The organism is Sinorhizobium sp. 6-70 (assembly GCF_030124375.1).
In the GTDB taxonomy this organism is placed as follows: Bacteria; Pseudomonadota; Alphaproteobacteria; order Rhizobiales; family Rhizobiaceae; genus Sinorhizobium.
In genome coordinates this window covers 98652-122577 of the sequence record NZ_JASKLS010000009.1, presented here as the reverse complement: position 1 = coordinate 122577, position 23926 = coordinate 98652, and the positions used below count along the sequence as shown (strand labels likewise).

19 protein-coding genes are annotated in these 23926 nt (G+C 61.2%); 3 read left to right on the top strand and 16 right to left on the bottom strand.

All coding sequences use genetic code 11. The features are described 5' to 3' along the window. Positions 1 to 90: 90 nt before the first annotated feature. The 3 genes from QN222_RS18405 (at position 91) to QN222_RS18395 (ending at position 5763) form a co-directional block, all read left to right on the top strand. On the top strand, positions 91 to 984 hold the full coding sequence (locus QN222_RS18405; protein WP_283964047.1) for a hypothetical protein: 894 nt from the start codon (positions 91 to 93) through the stop codon (positions 982 to 984). Between the two features lie 699 nt (positions 985 to 1683). Next, positions 1684 to 3627, top strand: coding sequence for an acyltransferase family protein (locus tag QN222_RS18400; RefSeq protein ID WP_283964048.1), 1944 nt, complete (start codon positions 1684 to 1686; stop codon positions 3625 to 3627). Positions 3628 to 3867: 240 nt separating this feature from the next. Then, positions 3868 to 5763, top strand: coding sequence for a potassium transporter Kup (locus tag QN222_RS18395; protein ID WP_283964049.1), 1896 nt, complete (start codon positions 3868 to 3870; stop codon positions 5761 to 5763). 158 nt (positions 5764 to 5921) lie between these two features. Here the strand turns inward: QN222_RS18395 and QN222_RS18390 are convergent, their stop codons facing one another. The 16 genes from QN222_RS18390 to QN222_RS18315 all read right to left on the bottom strand — a co-directional run. Further along, positions 5922 to 6062 carry a hypothetical protein gene (locus QN222_RS18390; protein ID WP_283964050.1) on the bottom strand — a complete coding sequence of 47 codons (141 nt, stop codon included), beginning with the start codon at positions 6060 to 6062 and terminating at the stop codon, positions 5922 to 5924. 163 nt (positions 6063 to 6225) lie between these two features. Continuing rightward, entirely contained in the window at positions 6226 to 7323 is a 1098-nt protein-coding gene (locus QN222_RS18385; RefSeq protein ID WP_284005532.1) for a GSU2403 family nucleotidyltransferase fold protein, read from the bottom strand. Between the two features lie 503 nt (positions 7324 to 7826). Further along, positions 7827 to 8189, bottom strand: a complete 363-nt coding sequence (locus QN222_RS18380; protein WP_283965967.1) for a hypothetical protein — start codon at positions 8187 to 8189, stop codon at positions 7827 to 7829. A 9-nt stretch (positions 8190 to 8198) separates the two neighbouring features. After that, positions 8199 to 9590 (bottom strand): hypothetical protein, encoded by a 1392-nt coding sequence (locus tag QN222_RS18375; protein ID WP_283965966.1) that lies wholly within the window; start codon positions 9588 to 9590, stop codon positions 8199 to 8201. A gap of 17 nt (positions 9591 to 9607) precedes the next feature. Next, a complete protein-coding gene (locus tag QN222_RS18370; RefSeq protein ID WP_284005531.1) occupies positions 9608 to 11890 on the bottom strand; it encodes a hypothetical protein in 2283 nt (760 codons plus the stop codon). Between the two features lie 8 nt (positions 11891 to 11898). Further along, a complete protein-coding gene (locus QN222_RS18365) occupies positions 11899 to 13344 on the bottom strand; it encodes a baseplate J/gp47 family protein (protein ID WP_284005530.1) in 1446 nt (481 codons plus the stop codon). Beyond that, entirely contained in the window at positions 13337 to 13789 is a 453-nt protein-coding gene (locus tag QN222_RS18360) for a hypothetical protein (protein WP_283966001.1), read from the bottom strand. The genes QN222_RS18365 and QN222_RS18360 overlap by 8 nt, the downstream gene beginning before the upstream one ends. A 16-nt stretch (positions 13790 to 13805) precedes the next feature. After that, positions 13806 to 15839: a hypothetical protein gene (locus QN222_RS18355; RefSeq protein ID WP_284005529.1), complete on the bottom strand. Its 2034-nt coding sequence runs from the start codon at positions 15837 to 15839 to the stop codon at positions 13806 to 13808. Continuing rightward, positions 15832 to 16461 carry a hypothetical protein gene (locus QN222_RS18350; RefSeq protein WP_284005528.1) on the bottom strand — a complete coding sequence of 210 codons (630 nt, stop codon included), beginning with the start codon at positions 16459 to 16461 and terminating at the stop codon, positions 15832 to 15834. The genes QN222_RS18355 and QN222_RS18350 overlap by 8 nt, the downstream gene beginning before the upstream one ends. Continuing rightward, positions 16461 to 17000 carry a hypothetical protein gene (locus QN222_RS18345; RefSeq protein ID WP_283966046.1) on the bottom strand — a complete coding sequence of 180 codons (540 nt, stop codon included), beginning with the start codon at positions 16998 to 17000 and terminating at the stop codon, positions 16461 to 16463. Before QN222_RS18345 ends, QN222_RS18350 begins: the two co-directional genes overlap by 1 nt. Before the next feature lie 19 nt (positions 17001 to 17019). Continuing rightward, a complete protein-coding gene (locus tag QN222_RS18340) occupies positions 17020 to 17901 on the bottom strand; it encodes a hypothetical protein (protein WP_283966045.1) in 882 nt (293 codons plus the stop codon). Next, entirely contained in the window at positions 17898 to 18932 is a 1035-nt protein-coding gene (locus tag QN222_RS18335; protein WP_284005527.1) for a hypothetical protein, read from the bottom strand. Before QN222_RS18335 ends, QN222_RS18340 begins: the two co-directional genes overlap by 4 nt. Before the next feature lie 140 nt (positions 18933 to 19072). Continuing rightward, on the bottom strand, positions 19073 to 22369 hold the full coding sequence (locus QN222_RS18330) for a hypothetical protein (RefSeq protein WP_284005526.1): 3297 nt from the start codon (positions 22367 to 22369) through the stop codon (positions 19073 to 19075). A gap of 9 nt (positions 22370 to 22378) precedes the next feature. Next, a complete protein-coding gene (locus QN222_RS18325; protein ID WP_283966062.1) occupies positions 22379 to 22648 on the bottom strand; it encodes a hypothetical protein in 270 nt (89 codons plus the stop codon). Between the two features lie 10 nt (positions 22649 to 22658). Continuing rightward, positions 22659 to 23138, bottom strand: coding sequence for a hypothetical protein (locus tag QN222_RS18320; RefSeq protein ID WP_284005525.1), 480 nt, complete (start codon positions 23136 to 23138; stop codon positions 22659 to 22661). Positions 23139 to 23161: 23 nt separating this feature from the next. Then, a partial coding sequence (locus QN222_RS18315; protein ID WP_284005524.1) for a hypothetical protein occupies positions 23162 to 23926 on the bottom strand: 765 nt, incomplete at its 5' end.

Sequence of the window (23926 nt, the reverse complement as noted above, 5' to 3'; positions counted from 1 at the left end):
ACCCGACCGACGCAGGGCGGCGTTGAGGCGATATAGCACCACGCTCCTGAATGGATTTAGGACGCCTGGCTTCCGATTCCGAAGGTTCTAATGTACACAACATTCATGCATGATGCTGTCGTTATTCGTTCCGGTATTGCACAGGCAGTTGTTAGCCGAAAAGGAGCAGAGCTAATTGGGTGGCAGGTCGGCGCAAACGACCTCCTTTGGCCGCGACGCTCCCCAGGTTGGAACCAAACTTGTCCCCTGATGTTCCCTTCGTGCGGATGGAGTGAGTCTTCGCTTGTCGAAATAAAAGGGCAATATTATCCAATGCCTGTTCACGGATTTATCAGGATGCAGCAATTTGACGTGGTTTCCACGTCAGAAAGTGAGGTGACATTAGAAGCATCTGACGATGAATTCACGAAAACAATGTTTCCATTTTATTTCGTTTTCAGGATTGCGTATAAAATTGAAGATAATCGACTGAACATTGATATCTCCGTAAAAAACAAGTCCTATATTGCGTTCTTCCCATATTCCATCGGGATACATCCCGGATTTAGATGGCCGTTACTGTCTCCGCGCAAAGATAGCTGGCGACTGGAATTCGAGAAATCCGAATCCCCTCTCGTCCCGTGGATATCTTCCCAAGGGTTAATTCGAGAGAATCAACGGAAAATTTCATTGCACGGACGCCGCCTTCATCTAAATGAAGGCCTTTTCCAAAATGAGGCCCTTTGTTTTTTGAATGCGAACAGTAAAAGGCTGTCGCTTGTTGGAGAGAAAGTCACAATTAAAATTGACGCGCCCGATGCACGTCACTGGGTTGTATGGTCTCTTCCACAGCAGGACTTTCTAGCGTTAGAACCATGTACGGGCCACAGTGACATAGAGGGCAGGCGCGTTCCATTTGACGAGCGGGAATACAACGTCAACCTCGCCCCAGGAGAAGAGCAACAATTCCGAGTACGATTTGAGTTTTTCCAGCATGAAGGTTAGTCCTCCACTATCGGGTATGCCAGTGGGGTGGCTTTCACTCCTAGTTGACCAGCTTGTCCGCTGCCAACGAGCGAAAAGTGCGTGTGAGCCTCCCGGATGACGCAACGCAAGCCGGTTACAACGCGAACATTGAGATCACCTCTTCGGTCTGTTATGGCGGGATTGAACCGACCGCCGGGCATGTCCCAACAGGGACGCCAGACCGTAACCACAGCTCAAAGACGATGCGACAGCCCGAGTCGAATTGATGCTGGCTTCATCGGAATCGGCAAGGATGATTCCTGAGGCCGCAATCCGATCCGGCTGGGTCGAATGGCGCGGGAAATAGTGAGAAGCTGGTTGTAAGTCTCCGGACGGCCGGAGCGACCACTTCCGCACGCGGTGTCGGAACAGTTCACCGCCCTTATTGTCGCGCAGCCGGGCTACGATCGCTTCCCCATATCCATGGCGTGGATGATTGTCATCCAAACAATCTATTTTCCCAATTTTATGGAATGAGGCAGATGTCGATCGGATTGACGTCGAGCACGACGTTTACAAGCGATGCTGGGAAGACCGAACTGTAAGTAAGCTCATCAGATCGAAAACTTAAGTGCTCAGATTGTTCACTCAGCCAAACTGGGTAGCATCAGGGTTGTACCTCAGTGTCCGATTTGCAGCGCGTCTTCGATTTAGATCGCCAAGTTTGTCGAGTACTGTATGCCGCGATATTTGCGAACTGATATCCAGGCCCTGCGGGGCCTAGCTGTTTTTCTGGTGGTCCTTTACCATGCCCGCCTCGGTCCGTTCGCCGCAGGTTATCTTGGGGTTGATATTTTTTTCGTGATTTCGGGGTTCCTGATCACAGGCCTCGTCAGGACCCATGTTGAGCAATCACGGTTCAGTTTTTGCGAATTCTACTATAGGCGTGCTAAACGTCTGTTGCCGGCTGCCTATGTCGTCATTGCGCTTACGACGATCGCTGCGCCTTTCTTCCTGTCGGACGTGGAACTGAAGGAATTCCAAAACCAGGTTTTCGGGGCCCTCACATTCACCGGCAATATCGTTCTCTGGTTTCAGTGCGACTACTTCGGTGGAGCCGCCGAAACGAAGCCGCTGCTGCATTTCTGGTCGCTCGCTATCGAGGAGCAGTTTTATTTGCTGCTCCCCGCCTTCTTGGTGTTTGCGCCCAGGAGATGGTGGCTGACAGGGGTTGGCGTGCTCCTCGTTGCCAGCCTATCGCTATGTCTTTACTTAGCCTTTCGTGATCCATCCACAGCATTTTTTCTTTTGCCGACCCGATTTTGGGAAATGGCCGTGGGGTCATTCGGGGCTTTGCTTCCCATTAGCTCCAGCGTCGCTGCCAAGCTTTCGAAGCTGCGCCTCCCGGCGCTCGCACTTCTCCTTTATATTCCCATTGTCCCTATTGGCTCCCCTCACCCGGGCGCGGATGCCGCTTTGGTTTGCCTCGCAACGCTGATCCTCCTGCTTGCGCCCAGTAGCGACAATGTGGCGGTTCGAGGCATGGCAAGGATAGGTGACGTCTCGTACTCGCTCTATCTGATACATTGGCCCGTGCTTGTCTTTGTGCGGGCTGCTTGGCTTGCAGATACGCCTGCCCTTGCGATCTATGCGGCAGTTGCTTTCTCATTTGTCGCGAGCTGGGTTCTTTACTGTTTCGTAGAGGAGCCGTTCCGGCGGGGATGTGTGACGTCCCGTATGCGGCTGTGTTCGGGTCTCGTTGCCGTAGCGGTTCTGCTCGGTTTCTCGTCCTCAGTCGCCATTGCAGCAACCGAGAGCAACATTGACTTTGCCAACATCCGGCGGTTCAACGTAGGCTTGGGACCAGAGTGTGATTTCAGTCCCGGATCGGCTCCTCCTCACGATATCCCCAGGAACTGCCAAACGACAGACAAGCCCGAGTTGCTGGTCTGGGGCGATTCATTCGCCATGGCACTGGTTCCCGGCTTGGCCAAGACAGTCGGAGAAACCGGGCTGGCTCAGCTCACGATGGGCGCCTGCTTCCCCGCCATTGGACTTGCTGCCTTCTCGAAAGACTGGACAGCGTCTCCCTCTTATGCCCGTGCCTTCGGCGAGAACTGTGTTCGCTTCAATGACAGTGTTTTGGCTATCTTGAAAAGTCGGCCAGAGATAAAGTCCGTAGTCATTTCAAGCCCATTTTCCGCCCCTGTATCGGATGGCTTCATGCTGCTCAAAAGGAATAAAGACACTTTCACGGAGGTCGACGCTTCCGTAAACGCAGCCGCCGATGCGATTAAGGCTCTCGTCGAAGCCGTTCGCGCCTTGGGCAAGCGAGTGGTTGTTCTTGCTCCTCCGCCCGTCGCAAGCTTCAATATCGGCGATTGCCTTGAGCGAAAGGCGCGAGGAAGTATTATTCTTGGACCGTACAGCGATTGTAAAATATATGTCAGCGAATACCGCCGAAGCCATTCCCGCACCCTCGAGCTCTTGAATCAAGTGGCCTTGAAAGGGGACGTAGAGGTCATTTCTTATCACGACTTTCTCTGCGATGGCACAACATGCAAGACGGAGATCGACGGCAAATTCCTTTACCGGGACAGCGGCCACCTTTCCTATGAAGGATCAGAGATAATCGCTCGCCAGACAAGGCTTGCCGAGAGGCTGATTGAGGCTGCTCGTTAGAGCTGATGAAATGCTTGAGGCGGCAAGATTCGGCGCATGGTTCGAAAAGCTAGAGGGCGAAGCTTCTACAGCGATCCCTATTTAGTGACAATGTGATTAGGCCCGCCTTGAAGTACCTGCTCGACAGCAACTCCAGCAATGACTGCAGATAATTCGGCAATATGTTTCCGGGGCGGAACCTGTATTCAATGGACGCATGATAGCGTTGACATCCTTGGCGAAATTCCATTCGAGGTCCTCATGACAGCAACACAAGCCGGCCATCCCGACAAAGATCACGGCCGCTTCGCCGCGCTCCTGCTAGGCTCGATCGGGGTTGTTTATGGCGACATCGGCACCAGCCCGCTTTATGCCTTTCGCGAAGCCTTGCGGCCGTTCGCGCATGACGGCGTCCACGAAAACGAAGTCATCGGACTGATTTCGTTGATGATCTGGACGCTGACGGTCATCGTGACCCTGAAATACGTTCTCTTCCTTCTTCGCGCGGACAACGACGGCGAAGGCGGAACTCTCTCCCTGCTCGCGCTGCTCATGAAGAAAGCGAAAGGAAGCACCGCGCTGCTGTTTCTGGCGGGTCTGACGGGCGCCGCGCTCTTCATTGGCGATGCGATGATCACGCCAGCGCTTTCCGTGCTTTCGGCAGTGGAGGGGTTGAAGCTGGTCACGCCCGCTCTCTCGCCCTACGTCCTGCCGATCTCTGTGACGATCCTTGTTCTGCTTTTCATCGTGCAATCGAGGGGTACTGCGGCTGTCTCCAAGTTCTTCGGCCCAATCACGCTCGTCTGGTTCATCGCCATGGCGCTCGGCGGGATCGCCCACATCACTGACGATCTGTCGATCCTCAATGCATTCAATCCACTTTACGCGCTCGATTTCATCACACATGCGGGTTTCGTCGGTCTGGTCGTTCTCGGCGCGGTGTTTCTAACCGTCACCGGAGCGGAAGCGCTTTATGCCGACCTGGGTCACTTCGGGCGTACACCGATTCAGACGGCATGGTTTCTGGTGGTTTTCCCGGCCCTTGCGCTCAACTATCTCGGACAGGGTGCACTCGTGCTCACCCACCCGACGGCGGTCGAGGACCCCTTCTTTCTGATGTTTCCTGAATGGGCGCTCCTGCCGGTTGTGATCCTGGCCACACTTGCGACGATTATCGCCAGTCAGGCGGTCATCACCGGTGCTTTCTCCCTGGCCCGCCAGGCGATCCATCTCGGTTTTCTGCCGCGCCTCGAGATACGCTTCACGTCCGAAACGACGACCGGCCAGATCTATGTGCCATCCGTCAACTCGCTGCTCTTCTTCGGCGTGCTTGCCCTCGTCATTATCTTTGGAAGTTCAGAGGCGCTTGCCACCGCTTACGGCATCTCGGTGACAGGGGCGATGGTGGTGACGACCCTGCTGGCATTCCCTTTCCTGACATGGATATGGGGGTGGTCGACGGTCTTTACCCTAAGCGCCCTCCTGCCTCTGTTTGTTCTCGAGTGCATCTTTCTCGCAGCCAACCTCCTGAAGGTCCACGATGGTGGCTACGTGCCCATCATGATCGCCGGCACGATCATGATGATGATGTGGACCTGGCAGAAGGGCACACGCTTTGTAAAAGAGAAGATCGGCCGCAACGACATGGCGCTGGAGGCGTTCATAACACTAATCGAGCGAGAATCTGAACACGCTCCCTCGGAGGTTCCCGGGACAGCAGTATTTCTGGCGAGCGTGCCGGACAAGGCCCCCGCGGTGCTGCTTCACAATCTCAAGCACAATCACGTGCTACATGCGCAAAACGTCATCCTTCACGTGAACACCCGTCGCGTTCCGTTCGTGCCTGAGGCTGACCGGATCGAACTGACGAGGCTTTCAGATCGGTTCAGCAAGCTTTCCATCAACTTTGGCTTCATGGACGATCAGAATGTCTCCAAGGCCTTCGCAATGTGCAGGAAAGCGGGACTGAAATTCGAGATCATGTCGACGTCCTTCTTTCTCGGGCGGCGCAAGCTCGTGTCAGACCCCACCACTGGCCTGCCTGGATGGCAGGACCGGCTGTTCATTGCGATGTCGCATGCGGCGATCGATCCTTCCGACTATTTCAGCCTACCGCCCAACCGCGTTGTCGAGATTGGCGAGCAGGTGCTCGTCTGAGATCGGAGAAGGCGGCGTGCCGCATCTCGTCCCGGCGCCGTATCCGTCCTCGGACCTCGTTCATGAGCGCAAGAAATACACCCCCTCGGGTGCCGACGCTCACGTATCGACCGCAATGTTTCTGGCGAGCGGAGTTTACTCGCGATCACAGCGCTGCATCAGCCGATCGGATCGCTAGCGCGGGTCGAGCGCACGCCGGTGTTCAGGAGCTCCAGCGAATTATAGGGCTGTATCGCGCTGGGTGAGCGGCGTGACTGCAAGTATGCCGAGTGGAAGCGCGACGCAAGGGGCAGCTTCATGCCCGGTCTCCACCCACCCGAGACGATCGGTCGATGGCGACGGAACCGGCACCTGGCGTATCCATCTCCTTGAAGGGAATCGAACTGCAGGCCTAGAAGCCACAATCGCATCGATGCGATTCATGCAAAGGGGGAAACGAGCCGAAAACCCGTCTACGATCTGCTATTTGACGGCAGCGTCGGTGAAGCCTTCGAGTTCGGCTCCGATTGATGATAGAGCGTTTCCAAGACTTAGCGCGGCCGCTGCCTTTCTTTTTTCCGGAAGCAGGCTAAGGCCCTTCTGGATCGCAACGCGCCAGCTCTGACCTCTGCCCCAAGCTTCGGCAAAGACCTCCGCGAGTTCCTCTTGTCGGCGTGTGGTTTCGAGTGCCTCGATCAGGAGGCTGGCCTGATGCACGTCCTTCTCCCGTTTCGCGATGCCGTTTACATCCGACTGCCTGCGGGAGGCGACGATCAGTTTGTGCACTGCATAGCGCTCCGGCGATGGCACGATCACGGGCACACCCGAGCGATGTAGCATGACAGTCCGGACGGGCTCATGGATCAGAAAATCGAGAAAACGCAAAGGCTGTGCCGAGGCCCCGCCAAGAGCGGGCATCGGGCTGGCTTGATCGGCATAATCATCGGAGCCCCGATTGGGAGTGAGGAATTCGACCCGGTATCGGGCAGCATTCTCGAACTGCGTGATCCTGTGCGGGTCTGATCGATGTGGTATCGCCCTGAAAGTAGCGTCGACGCTCTTCAGAATGTCGATGACGGGCGGTAGGCTGTCCTCAAGGGTCGAGGACACCGAATAATGCTGAGCGAAATCGGCGTCTCCGGTCTGCAACGAGGCTCCCGGCAGCCGGACACCCAGGTGTCCGGCATAGGTCTGGAATGCGACCGTGCCGACGAGAACACCGCGTAGCCGGAAGATGCCGGCTGCTCCCATGGCTGCGACCACGTCTCCCGTGAACCTGTCGGGAGCCGCCAGCCCTGCCTCCCGGGTTAGGGTCGACACCAGTTTTCGACGACCGCGCAAATCATCCTTGATGCCTTGGAAACTCTCCACACGTCTTGCTATCTCCGGATCATCTGCCGGACCCACATATTTGCGTGTTTTGTTTGGCTGAGTCTCCTCGAAATACCAGTAATATCTTCCCTTCACAGGAACCCGGACGAAATTGCCCGACGTAGAGAAATCTGTCTCAAACGACGCATCAAGGGAACGCTGAACGAGCTCCGCGAACATTGTTCGGTACATCAGATCGATCGTCTTCATCAGCCAGCTCGCTATAAGATATTCGCAAATTTCTTATAACTTGCAGTACGGCTCGCTGGCAAGGGCCGCCTACTATAAGACGATCGGGAAAATCTTATAACTACATTGCAACCGGTCCCAGTTGATAATGAAAGCACAGAAAAGAACATTTGCACCGGGTTCGCGCCTAAAGTCCGCATAGGCACGACTGCCCTCGCCCCACAATGGGTCGCTTTGTCCAGAAGACTGTATTGGCTAGACCGATCACCTGGATACGCGAACCTGCTGCGTAGTTTGGCGCATCGGCCTAAACTTGTGAATGCGCTTTGGGGCCAACCCTTAGCATCTCCTCGGCGCCGGTGGCGCGTCCACGAATGCTACTGCGGTATATGTCTATCATCGGCAGCAAATGCAACGGCGCGGTGCTCGCCGCCTTCGGCGGTTGGCGGGCCTATGTCGAAGCCTCGCGGAATGATTGTGACTTCCGTTGCTGTCGTCCGTTTCGTAGTTCTCCCGGAAACGCTTTAGTCGGAACGCAAAGGCCCGCTTGCGCTGACCTTGATCTTGTTCCCAAAGCTGTCCTCGGCGCTGTCGCCGTCGCGCAGCAGCGGCTTGCCCTCCCCGATCAATCCCGACGATGAGCCGGTAAGATTTACCGAACTCGGCGGACTGGTTGCGGTCGAGGTCCCGCCTTGAGTGCCAGTGTAAGCGAAAGTCGCCAAGGCCCTCCAGGCAACCGCAGCGCCGCCGACCGTCAGTACGTCGCATGTCTCGACGACGAAACTGATCTGCGACCAACTGCCGCCGGGATCGAACCCGTTCGCTGGCGAATCCGGTGTTGCGGTCTCGGTTGAGACGTCCGCCTTTACCGCTATCGACTTCGTCACCATCGCGCTTTACGGACGAAGCCGGCCTACCGCCAATGCGATGCCCCGCAGCCGTCCCGCGGCAAGGCGACCCGCATCGGTGGAGCCAGCAGTGGCACTGAGCGCAACGGCAAGTTCATCTGGGTTCGCGCTCGCAAGCTTGCTGACCGTATCGATGCCCGCAGCGGAGAGTGCGGCGCGCTCTTCGGGCGAGGCTGCGGCGAAGACCTCGACCGAGGAAGCCTCCGGGCGGACATCACCCACGTGCAAGCCGACGCTGCCGATGCTTGCAACAGTGGCAGCACCGGCATTGATGATGGCCGTTGCCTGAGCGGAGGCGATGCCGTCAACCAGTTCGCCAACATCGGCGAAGCTGCGATCGGCGTTCAGTCCCCTCAGAGCTTCCTTCAACGTCACGCCTCCGCCAATATCGGTATCGCCGAATTCGCGCTCCAGATCAGCCTTGGTGAAAGCATTGCCGCCGAACCGATCCTTGACCGTGTCCGCGTTGGCGACAGACCAGGCGCCGACGCGGCCCGTCATTTCGAGCCGCGGATCGATAAAGCCCTGCGGCGCAGCGCCAACGGGGGTGATCGGCGTCAACACCGTGCCGAGCGGAGTATTCCATAGCTCGACCTTCGTGCCGTTGAATACACCCTCTGTTACACGGGTCGCTCGCATTCCGGCGATGATGCCAACATTTGGATCCTCCCGCGATGTCCAGACCGTGCCGGGATTGTCGGCACCGCCGAAGGCTGGATTGATCGCGGGGGCGCCGGGGACAACACCAAGAAAGCCACCTGGATTAACCGGAAAGATGAAGGGGTTGCTGGGGTCGATCGAGCCAGGATTGATCAACGGACCCCGTGGATCGAGGGGCCCGATCGGTCGCCGTGGACCGACGTTAATCGGCGGAAAAATGACTTCGGGAGGGAAGACCACCGGTGGCAAGGTGACACCACCGCTCTTAGGCTTAAGACTCTGGATATCTGTGTTGATCCGGTTCAACTCCAGCTTGATCTCTTCAAGCAGCGTGGCGAGGTCTGATCGCAATTCGGCCAAACATTCGAAATTCTTGGCAATGTCGGTGGAGAGTGCGTCGAGATCGGCCTCGATCTTGTGGAAGCGGGCGTTGAAGCCTTCGTCGCCATTCGAGCCCTGCGCCGAGACGACATCCTCACCATCCTCCCAGTCGGCATGAATGAAGCTGCGTGCGAAGGTTGGTGCGCAGTCGTCGTCGGAGGCCGCGAGGGGGTGGGTGTATGAAAAGGTTCGCTTGACCGAACCTATCCGCTCCAGAACGATGGAAGTCGCCAGAACTCCCTTCTGGGCCTCCGTCAGCTCAAAGGTGTCGAGTTTGGCGAAAATCTCATCCGTATCGACGTCGAAGTTGGTCTTCAGGATGGTGTCGAAATCGGCCATGGCAGGTCTCCACAGGATCAGGGTGTGCCGGCGCGGCGCTGTCGGCGGAACGGTCGCCAGGTACGCGCCGCGGACGGATCGAGCGCGGTGCGGGTGCCGTCGTCGCTGGCGACATGAAAGCGGCGGATCGGCCAGGTATTGATCTCCACACCGGCTGGGTAGCGCAGCGCGAGCAGGTTCATCAGGAATTCATACTGCATGTAGGTCAGCAGGTCCTCCGTGCCAGCCTCGATCCGGACCTCGTACGGGTCGGTGCCACCGAGATGCTGATAGCCGAGGGCAACCAAGGCATAGAGCCCAGGAGCACGGACGCGCAACGTCGTGGTCGGGCCAGTGCGGCGGTCGAGCGAGGCAAGGGGCGCGTTCCCCTCGCCCTGGGCGCGGTACGTTGGTTTGTCAATCGGGATCAAAAACCAACGGAAGCCGGTAGAAGCTCGTCCCGCGAGATTGGCGCCAGCGATGGGCAGCGCGGTGGTGGCAACCACCATGGCGGCGGCACCTGCGGTAAAGAGCGGCAGTGCGGCAGCGGCGCCGGCCTGCCGAAGTGCCCGGGCGAGGTTTGACAGCTCAGTCCAGGCGGCCGCCGCGTCGTTCGCCAGCCCAGCGGTGGTTGCCGCGGGAAGCTCCAGCACGACAAAACTCTGGGCGTCCAGTACCGAGAGGGCTTCGCGAACCGGTTGCCAGTCCTCGATTGCCGGCAGGCCGGCAGCGCGTAACCTGACACCGCGGGCGGCGCCTGCGGGCATTGCAGCGGCCAGAACGCCCGCGGCATCGGCGGAAGGTTGCGTGCCTGGCAAAGCTGCGGCTGCGGCCGCGGCTGCCGCGGCGATAATCTTCGACGTGTCGCTGCCGGCCTCCGGCACAAAGCTCGCCAGGAAATTCCCGGCGGCATCTTGACCAGTGGCCGGAAGGACGATGCTGGTATCGCCAGCTAGCGTCAGAGCACCCGTCGCCAGGTGTGACAGGAAAAGCTCGTCCGCTTCAGCGAGGTGCACGGTGCGGAAGCCGCATGCCCGCCACACCCACGAGCCGAGCGGATCGTCCTTGAGGTTCGTCGGTCTTTTCAGCGCTGAGAAGGTTGCCAATACTTCTGGTGATGCTCCAGCGGGCGCCGGTCCACCAGCGGTGGTGAAGAGCGTATCGAGCGTCGCTGCCGTCAGAGGTTCGATCCCGAGCCCCAGCCCCAAACTGTAGCGCGATCCCGCGCCCGGATCCAACGCCCGAACAAGCTTCAGTTTCTGCCCGACGCCGACCGCCCTGAAAAGCGCGACTGCCCGGTCGAGCCCCAGCGCGAGGTCGGGCGCCATCGCCGCGTCTATGGCGGCTATTTCGACGAAGTCCCGAAGACGCTTTCGCAGATTCCCCGAGGCCTCCCGGTCGGCGGCGGACATTGGCCTTGCCGCCGGTGGAGCATTGTTTAGATCCAATAGCACCCAGCGGCGCAAGAAGTTGCGAAAATTGTCGGCGCGGGCGTCCGCTTCGGCCCCGGTTAGGCCAACCGAGATCAATGCCACCGCGAGCGAGAACGGGTTGACGTCCTCACGCAACTCCAGCGTGCCGGCAAAGCCCATTTGTGCCAACGGGCCGTCCGCACTAAACCGGGTCGTATATTGGCTTGGCCGCGGAAAGGCGAAAGCGCGATACATTGCCAGCCGGCGGCGATAATCGGCGTCTGGCTCGCGCTCCGACACAGTGCTGACTGTTCCGTCCGCCGCCAATGTCAGCCGGGCCGTCTGCCTCGGTACTCCAAGATCGCCGCCGTGGCGATCCAGGCTGGCCGCGTCGGCGGTCTCGATGCTGCGGGCAGCGGCAATGGCGCGGGTGTGACGACGGATTGCCACCGTTTCGGCATCAAGGAGTGCCATCAGTCGGCCGAGCCTGCCCGAAACGAGCCGCCCCTCGACCAGCGCCGTGGCCTCCGCCTCCGACAATTCCGCGCCGGCGCGCAAAAACGTGAGCTTCAGCCGAAATGGCGCCACCATCTCGGTCTCGGGGTCGGCAATCGGCAGGTAGAGCGGCACCACCGAACCAGCCTCTGACCAGCCGGCGAATGAAATCGGAGCGAGGGCGCGGGCGGGCGTAGGACGGACGAGCCGCACAGCGACGGTGAGCGGCCGAGCGTCCAGGTCTGCCGAGAGGGCAAGGAACATCGCCGCTTCACGCAAGGCCGCAGTCAGCTCCACTGTCAGTCCTGCGCCGAGCGGAACGGACTCGACGCGCGCACCGGCGGCCATCGGACCGGTCATGTCGTCCGCAAGCCTTCTAAGAATGTCGGCAGAGAAGGGATCGGAGATCGGCATGACGGCTCCTACAAGATCTCAAGGCCCGAGGGGTCGTCGATCAAGACCGCGACCTGATCACGGGCGAGGGTAAGATTGTCACCTTCGGGCAGCATTGTCGCGGTGAGCGCGGCAGCGTCCGTCACCTCTGTTGAGAAGTCCAACGCGGTGGTGGCCGGGATCACGCGGGCAAGGCGCAGATCGAGCACATCCTCTATTCCCGGCTCGTTCAGCATCGCCCACGAAATGTGGGCAGCGCGCACCGGCTCGCCGAAGGTTAGCCCCCCGACATAGCTTCGGATGCGGTCGAGAAGGCGTCCCTTCAGAGCCATCGCGGCTGGCGAAGCGTTGACGCTGGCGCGATCGCCGGCGGGCAACGGTTCGCCCTTGACCACCAGCTTGGCGTTGACGGCGACACCGATTTCCTCGGCCTTGCGGATGTCGGCGAAGACCCCCATCGGGCGCAGATCCTCGATTGCCTCGGCGATCGTCGCGTGCAACCCGTCCGCTCCATCCCAGATCGCCGCCGCGGACGGCTTGACCATGACGCGGAACGCGTATGGCGAACCATAATCGCGGGCGGCCGAGAAAAGCCCCTGGACAAAGTTGAAGTTGCCGAAGATCGAACGATCGAGGTCGAGCCCTCCAAATTCGTCAATCACCTGCACGGCAGCCACGCCAGGAACCAGCGACACTGCGGTGCGCAGAGCTTCGACGCTCCAGATCGATCGCGGCGCCTGAAGCAGGAGTTCACGGTAACGGCCGTCGGTCCAAAACGAATCGCCGCCCGTCAGCGGAGCCGTGTGGGCGATCGGCGCGGCCGCCTCCGCGGTCATGCCACTGTCGGCTGCCAGTCGGCGCAGGCCGTCGAGAGCCGGATCGACCGGGTTCCACAGCGCGAGCTTCTCGGTCGCGACGGCGGGATCGAGATTGTGTTCAGCGCCTGGATAGAAAGCCTGGACAGCGACCGTGACCGTCTTGCGGTTATCGGCGAAACGCGCGCTTTCGGCAAGTGCGGCGTGATGACCGCCCGGACTCAACATCCGGGCACCGGCCGGGATAACAAACCCTCCCGCCGGCAACGGCGCGACCAGCGTGATGGAGATGGTGCCGCTGGCCTGCATCGCTGGCCGCGGCAGGCCGAGCTCCTCGCCCAGCCGTGACAGCGCATCACCGCTTGCGCTGGACACGAAGAGCGAATCATACATTGCCGCCAGTGTTGCGTGGGTGCGCGCATGTTCGAGCGCAGACATCTCGATCAGCCGCCGCAGTACCGAGCCCGGCCGGACATCTATGTCATCGCCGAAGTACAGCTGGGCCCGCGCTAAGCCTTCGGCGACCAGGCGGGCGTAAGGTTTCGGGATGAAACCCTCTTCGGTGAGGCCATAAGGGCCGCCGGCACTGTTGCGCAAGTCGGCCTCGGCGACAGCCGAGGGATCGATGGAGTCCGGGACGAAGTTGGCAGCGTCAGGCATCGGGCAATCCCTCGATGGTAATGGTTGCGAAGTCGTGCAACGCGGTCTCGAACACGGCGGTAATGGAAAGCGTGGTGGTCCGCTCGGCGGCGAAGGGGCGTGGCTCGCCGTTGATACGGACATCGACAATCCGGCTGATGCGCGGATCGGTGCGTAAGACTCGGATAATGGCAACCCGAATGCGTTCAAGTTGCATCAGCGTATCGGTCTCTTCGGCCATCGCGGCAAAGGCGTCCGAGCCAAAGCCGGTGTTCAGGGGATCGGTGCCAAGCCCGGTGCACAGTGCCACGCGCAGGTCCTGGGTGAGCGCATCATGGCCCGACACACAGGCGAGGTCGCGACCAGCGAAGGCGATGTCGAGGCCGATGTCCTCCCCCGGGTCGGTGGCGGCGAGGGCGAGGCCCTTGCCGAGGATGCGGCTGGCGCTGGCGATGGGTTTGGTCATGGCGGTAGAGCTCTCCTCATGCCTTCTTCACGTCCATTGTGCCCGACACCTCGACCGCCACGTTCTTGGCTTTGATGGTTATTTTGCCGTCCGCCTCGATGGTGATCAGCGCCCCTCCGTCCTTCTGTTCGATGACGATGGCTTCGGCGCGGTTATCCGCTTCGGGTCGTTCACTGCCCTTATTCAGCGCCTTCTTGCCAACCCGGATGACCAGTTGGCCGACTTCGATGACGCGATTGCCGTTGGCATCCGTCAGGTCGTTTGTGGCCAGCGCATCGGGAGGCGGGAAAATCGGACCAGCGACGACGTCGGCGTGATCCTTCATCTCAACCTTCGCCGGGAGCTTCAACCACCAGTCGCCGGGCTCCACATTCGATGGCCGAGCGGCATTGTCGTCAGGCGGTCCGTGCCAGATTGCCCCGATGTCGACGGCATCCTCGGCGTCGCCGTGAGCGGGCAGAAGCATTACGCGGGTTCCGGGATAGCGCGGCAGCACAAGGCCGAAAGGACCCCATGCGAAGGGCGAGACATAAGGCACGCTAAACATCACGCCGCCATTCCGGTAGAGGCCGTTGATCGCCGAGCGGCGCATATGCCAGGGCTGATCCGAGACGCCGACGACCAAGTTGGAGGCGAGCGGCAGAAGAGAGTCCTCGCCCGAGGCGGGCACCGTGCTCGCGACCTCGGCGACTTCGGCGAGCGCGTAGTGGGCCAGTGCACGCTCTACCGCCTGGGACACCGAATGGGACAGCGCCCCTTCGGGTGTACCGTCGTCGAGGCTGCGCGCACCACGACTGGCGGCTTTTACCGGCGCCCCGGAGGGGACGTCCCAGATCGACGTGGATCTACCGCCAGAGGTCTCTACCTGCACCCCCGTGACAGTTGTCATGAAGCCCGCATTCGGTTCGATCCGGTGGCTGACGCTGGCCACATAAAGCTCTATCGCCTTGGTCCAGTCCTCAGCCCCCGCCAACTCTATCGGAGCAGGCGATTTGGGGTCCTTGCTCGGTGGGAAGGCAACGACGTCGCCCGGATGGATCTGCGGCGCGCCGACGAGATCCAGACGGAAATTCCTACGCATTTCAGGGGTGGCGGTCAGGTTGCCAGCCTCGAAAGCTTCCGCGAAATCGAACTTCGGATCACGGGGCGTGCTTTGTGTCTCGGCATAGCCGATCAACCCATTGGCGGCAGAGACCCGAAGCACTTTGCCTGAGGCTTTGGCGCCTTTGAACGGGATCGCGCGGCCGACACCAATGTGCAGCACGCCATCGCGCACAAGGAATGGCTTGCGGCCCTGGCGCTTGCCGAAGGTCTCGATCAGGGTGCCGAGCCGCTGGACCTCGGTAAGTCCGTCCTGACCCAGAGCGAGCTTGATCTTGGGATGGCTGGTTGCCGGCGGCGGCGGGGGGTTCGCGAGATCAATTAGATACTCATCCTCGTTGAAGCCCAGGAGCTTCATCACGGCAACCACAGCCTCCTCTGGGGTCCTTGCCTCTTCCGCCTTGGTGACGCGGCGCTTGGAAAGCCGGTGTCCAATCAACTCACGCCCATGTAGCGCGATACGATAGGCGACGCCTTCAACCGACGGAACAATCTCGGTGATCGCGAAAGCACCGACCGGCACCAGGCCCTTGCTCGACGGACCAATGAGGCCCAGCGGGCCGCGGTTGGAGGTCCAGCCCAGGCTAACTTTCGCGACGAGAGGGACATTCTTGGCATCGCAGGCGGCCTTGGCGGCAGCGAGGCGGTCATAGTCGTTGGATAAGGCGCGCTGCAGCACCAGCACAAAACCTCCGCCGGAGAGGCCAACCTGCGCATCGACCTCGACGCGCGCATAGTGTCCGCCACGGTCAAAAGTGATCAAGGGCGGCGGGTCGCCTCCGAACAGGCCCATCACGGCACCGACCAGGGCCTCGGCGCTGGCGAAGGGCGCCGCGCTGACAAGGCTCGCAGTCACCAGCGGATCAGCAGGCGAGATCGCCACCGACCAGTCAGCGACCTTTCCCGGCGCCACTTCGTTCAAGGCGGTGAAGTCGCTCAAGCTAACCATCGGCGAAGCTCTGGCCATAACCGCGGAACCGGCCGGCGCCTGGCCCCGGCGCGGCGGTCGTCTCGACGAGAGCGGCGAGATCGGCTTGCAAAGTGACGGACATGTCTGGCGCTTCGAGCGTCAGTCGGCGCAGTACCGCCGGACGGGCGGTTGGCGCCTCGAAGTGCTTCGCCGCGGCACCCCACGGCCGCCAATCAAACGCGACGTAGGAACCAAAATCCCCAGGACCGACCAGACTTCCGGCGTGAATTCGCCAGCCGGTGATGCGAAGTCGCAGGCCCGGTGGGGTGGCGCCGGTCACACAGAAAAACCGAGACGGCCCCATCACAAGAGGAGCCACGCCGATCAATCCGCCGTTGGTGCGCAGCAGAAGCCGGAACGGTGGTGCACCGGGCCGATCCTCCCCGGCCTGGCTGACGACCGCTTCGCGGGGCGTAGCCAACCAGAAGCGTGCGAGCCCACTAGGCGCGACGAGCCCCAGCGTGAATCGCCGGTCGAGCACGATGGCGTGGGGCAAGCCGAGCGTGATGCGCGCGGTCAGCGCGGTGTAGTCGGGTAGTGGCCTGAGGCGCTCCGCTACCGTGGTGCGCACTATCCATGGGAGGCGAGGAGTTGGCAACATCATCCCACCACAAATTCTGTCAGCGTACTGACGCCGACCGCAGAAAGATCAAGCACTTGCGCCAGCGGGCCCGGCCGCGGCAGGTGCACGAGCGTCATCGAGACGTCAACTACGTCGCGCCGCATTGCGTTGGCGGTAAAACTGAGTGATTGCATGTAGAGATCGGTGCGGATCGTCATCGAAGTCACCAGGATCAAGCCGCCAGCTTTTCCGCCGGAGAGCCTTTCCAGCATCGAACCGCGCAGGCTCGCCTCGGCGACAACCTCGAGATACTCCTTCCACAGGAAGCGATCCCAGCCCACCAGCGAGGCCGACAGGGTGAGCGTATCGTCGTGGGTATCCACAAGTTGGCGGGCGAAGGAGGAGCCGAGCGGAGGGCGATGATAGCTTTCCGAAATCGCAATTGACGAAACCGCCCACAGCGGCACGAAACGGAACCCGTCGGCGAGCACCGCAGAGGGAAGAGACCGGGGTAGAAGGCCGACTGCGCCCTTGACGTTTGCTTCGACAAAGCCGCTGATGTAGCTGCGTCTGGGCATCAGGCATCCTTTCGCGTAGTCATGGCGCATTCTCCGCGTCCGAACCAATCCAGCCGATCAGCACCGGCAGTAATCGCCCGAAGGACGGCGCCTCCAGCGGATCCCCGCCATGCGCCAGCTGCAGCATAAGGTCGGAGGGCCGGGCCCAGCCCGGCGCGGTGACGATCAACTCGGGTCCTTCGGCGACGCGGCCAACACGGATCGCTCCCGGTGCACCGTCGGGACGGCGTATGCCGGGAACCGGAGCTAGATCGGCGGCCCCCGCGACCTCTAGACCGGTGCGTGTGAAGCGCAACCCATTGGCGATGCTAAGAAACGCAAGCAGTTCGGCACCCGGCGAAACTTCGCGGGAGGCGATCGCGGCCGTGAGCGTCTCTTCGGGCAATGGCGGTCGGGCATCGACCCGGTCGGTGTAGCGGGAAATCATCTGCGCCAGTTTTGCAGCCTGACGGTCGATCAGCCTGGTCGCGCGCCAGGGCCGCTCGCCGCGGCTGACAGCTTCCAGGAAGCTGCCGAGGGCAGGCGCGCAGTGGACCGCAGATTCCGGGCCCGTATAGACGCTGTCGACCGCCAGCACGCTGCCAGCGCCGGCATGCATGGTATCACCGGCGTCGAGCACGAAGACCACATCAGAGCGGTTCCAGCCGAAGGCGACCCCCCCAGGGTACTCCCTGGTCACCGCGGCACGGCCCGCGTAGCCCAGGGTGTCGCCCAGGTCCCAGATCTCGGCCTCATTGAGGACCAGCCCATCCGTCACCTGATAGAGGACGGCGAGTTCCAGCGGCACACTGCCGTCGGCCATAGCCAAGGCCAGCTGCGAGCGTGCCGCAGGCCGAGCAGCGGGACCGGCCAGCCGCTTAACCGCCGCCTCGACATTTGCTATGCGGGTCTCGATCGTCATAGCGGCACCACCCCGGCCATCGAATCGGCCCAATCGCCGAGAAGGCCGGTTTTTCCTGCAGCCTTCACCTTCGGAAGGATGTTGTCGATGAAGTAACGGTCATGCGCCGTCAGGTATTCGCGGATCTCCTGTTCCGACCGTCCAATGGTGCGCATCTCGGCGGCGGCGGTGCGGCGCATATCCGCATAGGTGGCCTGTTTGATCTCGGTAGCCGACATCTTCGAGCCGGGCTCGGAAGGATGGAGCCCGGTGCGCCCTTCGATGGCGGTGATCCTGCCGTGCGGGCTGCCGGCACGCGAATTCCTCAGCCAGATGGTCGGCGCGGCGTCGGGATCGTAGCCGAAATCGCCGAAAACCGCTTTCATCGGGTGGGCCTGGACGCCGTGATGGGCGTTCATCAGTGACGTGGTCGATATCTTGCGTGCATACGGATCGACGTTCACCTGCCCTTCGCGGATCGTCAGTGTTGTGCCATCCGGCATGGTCGTCTTGATGTTGTATTTGCCGTCCACAATTGTCAGCTCGGCCGAGCTGCCGTCGGCGAACTTGCGCAGGTAGACGCCGGGCCGCTGTGGATCCTGGCCCCACTCCTTGATGAAGGCACGTGATTCCTTGATTCTATAGCCCGGGTCGCCCGGCATGCGCCCGCTCGCATCGGCGAAATCGGCGGAATGCGGCCGCACCGTCGCCTGGGTAGGCTGCTCGGGGAAGTTCTTGAGGGGCTTACCGCCGCCACCGGTCAGGGCATCGGCGAACGTTTTGGCGAATTCATCGCGCGCGGCCGGTGGTAGCGTGAAGGGCTCAAGAGGTCTGGAGGCATCGGCGAGCGCGTCGTCAATCTCCTTGTACTTTTTCACAAGCCCGGCGAGTTGCGCCTCCAGGTCAGCTTTCGACGGCGCGTCGTCGCCGAAATGCATGACCTTCCTGTATATGGTCTCCAGTTCGTCACGCAATTTGAACACCCTGTCAATCTGCGCGCCGCGCACGGCGACGTAATGGTCGCCGGCATGACGCATCACCCAGGTCACCATGTCCTCGATGAGTTCCTGTCCAGACTGCCCGTGGAGGTGCACCAGTCTGTTTCTGAGCTTCTTGAGGGAGGGAGAGGCCTCGATCGCACGAGCGACATCGAATACCTCGTCCGAGAAGCGGAAGCGGAACAGCCTCGCCATCAGAACCTCCCCTTGCGCGCTATCTCGGCGCCTTCCGACTTGGCCTTGTCGGACGACCCCTCCTCATCAAGCAAGCGCTGCATGTTGGACGTGGCGATCGCCTCATCGGCTGTGCTGGTGCCCGGCTCAGTGCCGGCGCCGACCGTTAGGTCGATCTCGTGCATCAGGGCCTTGATGGCCGGCTCGATCGCTTTTTGAACAAGTTGGCCGACGATCTGGTCGCTGGCAAGCTCCTTCATGAAGGCGACGACCAGACCGTACTTCAGCTGCTGGGCCATTTCGTCGGCGACCTCCTTGGCCAGGCCCTGGAAAGCCTTTCTGGCCCCCGCCCTGGCGCCGGATTTCACCATTGCGATGCCCCCTTTGGCACCGAGTTTCAGCGCCTTCCCGGCGATCGGGATGAAGGCGAAGACGGCTTCAAGTTCTGCCAGGAACAGGTCGAGTTCAGCGTCGGCGAGCGACATAACCTTGTCCTCGTCCATCAGCCCTTTCAGCATTTCCATCTTCTCTTGGGCCTGATGCACGTGCACGCTGGCGACCATCGCGCCGGCGACCGCGCCGAGGGGCGGACAGACCACGCTGAGGAACATCACCCCGGTGAATTCGAAGAATGAAACCAGGCCCTGACGGCCAAGTTCAGCGCTAAAGGCATAGTCGAGGCCCTCGGCATAGCGGGCGTCGCCAAGGAAACTATCGCCAATCGCCTGATGTGCCAATAAATGGAGGCCGCCGAGCACGACCGTCGTGCCCGGAACACTCGCATTGACGATGTCCTCGTTGATCTTCGAGGCGCGGAAGGCAAACTCGGCGGAGCCTTCCGCCTGCGAGGTAATTTTAGTGTTGCCGGTGAGCATCTCGTTCAGCAGCGATTTGAGATAGCTCCGCAACATTGCCGGGTCGGCCTTCGCCATGACGGCGGCCTGCGGCAGGTCGGCGATCTTGCGCACCAGCGGATCGATCGCTTGCGCCGTTCCGTTTCCAAGCGCGATCGCCTGGTCCAGTTCCTGCAGCGTCCAAAGTCTGCCGTTCTTATCGCGCACCCGCGGGACATCGTCGGCGCCCAACTCGACCTTGGCTTCGGTCCACGCCTGGCCGATTGCGGTCTTGGAACGTTCGAGGTAGGCGGCACTGCCTTCGCTGTCGAGCGCGGCGGTCAAGGCCTGCCGCGCCGAGCGCCACGATGCATAGCCGGAAGCGATCGTGCTTGCGGTAGTCCGACGATTTTCGTTCAGCCAGTCCATCAGCGCCTTGCGCAAAAGGGTCAGCGCGGCCTGCGGGGCCAGCATATGCACCAACATGGTCTCGACCAGGGGCGCATACCGCTCGAAATTGTTCAATCTGAGCAAGATCTCGTGGCGGGAGGTGAGGCAGAGTTGGATGAGGATGCTCTTGCAGGCAACCTTGAATCCGAAGGCGATGGAATCGCGCATTGCCGGGGAATATTCGTGCAGGAAATGCAGGTGCCAGGAAACACCATCATCTTTGTAGTAGCTGCCGAGCCGCGAGGCGTTGGCCCTGTCCTGGTATGCATCCCACAGCAGCCGCGACATTGCCGTCATTATCGGCACCGTGCCGCCGAGGTGACGCAAGGTCTTCAAAACAGGGCTGTCGGCGGGCTTGAAATCGACGTCGCCGAGCGAGCCACCGCCCGACACACGGCGCAGCACAGGCGCCATCTGCGCCGCAAGCCCTGCCGCACTTGGCCCGGTCAGGGCGGCAAGTGGAGAGTTGTCCGACTCCGGCGCCACCTCACTCAACGTCGCCGCGCGAACCCCTTCGAAGCCGGAAGCGCTCGCGGCGCGCCCGCCCCAGACTTTTGCAGCCGCCACCAAAAACGAGCCGGGATATTCTCCCTCCGGCATCTGCAGCCGGAACGCGATGCGCTTCATCAGATCGCGAAGTTGGACGCCGACTGCGCCGAGCTCATCGAACGAGAGTTCACCGTTCAAGGGTCCGAGATCGATCTCGATCGGATCGCCGCTGGGGCCTTGTGGGAAGACAAACCGGGCTGAAGTGCCGGCCTCGTCGCCCTCCTCGGACCCGCCGCCCACCGGTTTGCGTTCGCCCCCTTCGCCGCTTGCTCCGCCATCCCCGCCTGATCCGTCCGCGCCGGTCCCACCGGCGCCACCGCCCTTGCCGGCCTTTCCCCCTCCGCCAGCCTGGCCGCCTTCACCCCCATCGGATTTCTTTGCGCCGTAGACGACGCGCACGATCGAGTAGACGTTGATCGACGTCTGATTTTCGAACACATCCGGCCCTGCTCCCTCGGCTTCACCACCGCCGGCGTCCCGAAAACGGACGTGGCAGAGCGTGCGATGCGGGTTCGACTGTTTCGCGCCTTTAACTATGGCCGCGACGCGAGAACGCAATTGGGACGCGATATCGGCGTGCAGCGCCGCGGCATCGGTTTGGTTGAGCTTCTTGGAGGCTATTTCTTCGTCGACCAGAGATTTCTGCGTCGCGATCAGATACCTCTCTAGTGACGCCTCGATGTCGCCACCGGACGCCACTTTTGCGTAGCTCGCAACACCGGTGTAATCGATACGGGTGTTCGAGGGCTTTGTGACCTTGCCCTTCTTGACCGACACCGTCTCGATAGCGCCCAACACGAAGCGGTCATAAATGGCGACATTGTCGGGATCGCCTGCATAGCGGCAAAGGCCGATCCAGTGGGTCAACGACTTGCCGTGGCGGTCCAGGTAGAGACATCCGAGGATGCCGTGCGGGGGGTGCAGCCCTTGCTTTAGGGCCGAGCGCAGCACGGCGGTGAATGCCCGATTGAGCGCATCAAGACCGGTGAAGCGGTAGAGATAAAGTTCGGCCGCAACGTCGGGGGGAAGAGTTTTGGCGAAGCTCTCCCTGTCCAGGACGAAGACAAGTTGCTCCTTGCGCTTCTCGGGCGTGGTATCGTAGCTCGGCGCCAGGTAGCTGCCGGGGAGCATCCGATCGGGATCGAGTACGGCGCCTTCGCCATCCTGCAAAGGCTCAGGAATATCTTGCAGCGCCGGCCGGTCGAGTAACTTAGCCACACTCGACTGAATCGCGCGGTCTATCACCGTCTCGACTGCAGCGCGGTCGATCGGGTCAAGCCACCGCAACGCGGTGCCAGCCCATGTGAATCGGGCCGGCGTCAGCTTTAGTGCCAGATAGTCGCCGCGATCCTCCAAGGCCTCGACCGCTGCTTCAGCCGCGCGGGCGTAGGCCGCGCGCACCGCCGCGTCGAGCCGATCGTGTCCCTCGCGGGCTGCCCGAAGATCGAGTCGCATCTTCATGGGCATGGCGACCAGAAGCGTCACCGAATCCCCCTATCCTAGCCGGTCCAGTCGGGCGGCAGTGCGCCGCATCGCGGTCTCGATGGAGTCACGGATTTCTGCCTCACCGCCGCCAGCCAGGATCTCGATCTCGACCGGGAAAACCACCTGAACGGTAGCCCGCGCATCCTCGATTACTGCCTCGGCCTGGGCAGCCGAGCCTGCAGCCGGGTACACGAGCTCGTTCTCGTGCACCACCGCCAGCCCGGTCGACACCACCCGCTTGGGCGCCGGAAGTACGCTGCCCGAACCGATCACACGCATGATTGTCTCCTCACACGTTTACTCCGATCTTGGTCGATGCCACGGCATACGCGCCGGCCTTGCTTTCGGTGGCGCCGGACTTGGTGGTGCCTGCCATGGCGAATCCCGAGAAGGTCGCCGTCGGCGCGCCTGAGATCGATGCGTTGCTCGGGGTTGCGTTGGTGATGATGCAATCGGCCAGAACGATGCTCTCGAACGACCAATCGTCCTCGTCGCCCTCCCTCACCTCCAGTTCAACATTGAACGGGATCCCCTGAAGCGCCAGATGGGTAAGCCGCGCGGCCGGACCGTCTGCCCCGACGGCCTTCACCGTCATCGAGAAGTTGATCTGGTCGGGGGAGTAGATAACCCCGATGTGGGTTGCCTCGATCGAATGGATCGGCTCCGCGTTCAACGAGAACGAAGGCTGGAACGAGTCGATCGGGGAAATTGTCTTCTTCTGCCCGGCCTCGACGAAGGAGACGATCAGTCTGGACCGCCAGTTTGCCATGGGATGCTCCTAGGGTTTGGCGGTCAGAACCGCGGTTGCAGGGTTATGTTCAGCAGGTGGACAGCAGGTCCGAGGGTGATCGAGACCAGCATCTCGACGGTGCGGTCGGCGCGCGCCTGGGCGACTGCCTGTGTCTCGCCTGGGCTACGGGCATCTTCGGGCACCCGCAGGATTTCCAGCACCGGGATCATCACCGAATAACCATCGATGCCGCCCGGGCCGATCAGCCGGTCGAGGATGCCCTGGGCCCTGTTCACGACCCCTATCAGGCCCGATTTGGTAATTCGCGCGTCACCGATCATGCCGATCAAGCCGGCCTTCAGCCGGAACTCGGTGTCATCGAGCAGGCGAACCACATCGATGTAGTTCAGCGTAGCGTCTGTCGTGAAACAGCAGCCTTCAGCGAAATGCAGGCTTTCGCCCGGGATCAGAGCAGGATCGATGATGGGAATGACCTGCCCGGTCGACAAAGCCTTTATTTCGGTCGGACTGAATTGTTGCGCGAGCGGCAGCGTAAACCCCTTGACGCTCTTCAGGACGACCGAGGCGGCGACCGGCAGCCCGGCAATCGCCGACGCAGCGGCGCAGGCGACGTCGGGCGTCGACCCGCCATCGTCGGCGCCACGAGCCGCGACGCAGACCAGCCGCGAGACCGTCGACTTCAAACCGTCGACAGAGGCCAATGCGTCGGCGGAATAAGTCGGCGACTTGGCGAGCGCGGGATCGATGGCGAAGACACCAATCCGCTTCAAGCCGTCGGCAGCGCTACTTTCGACATGGTCCTTCAG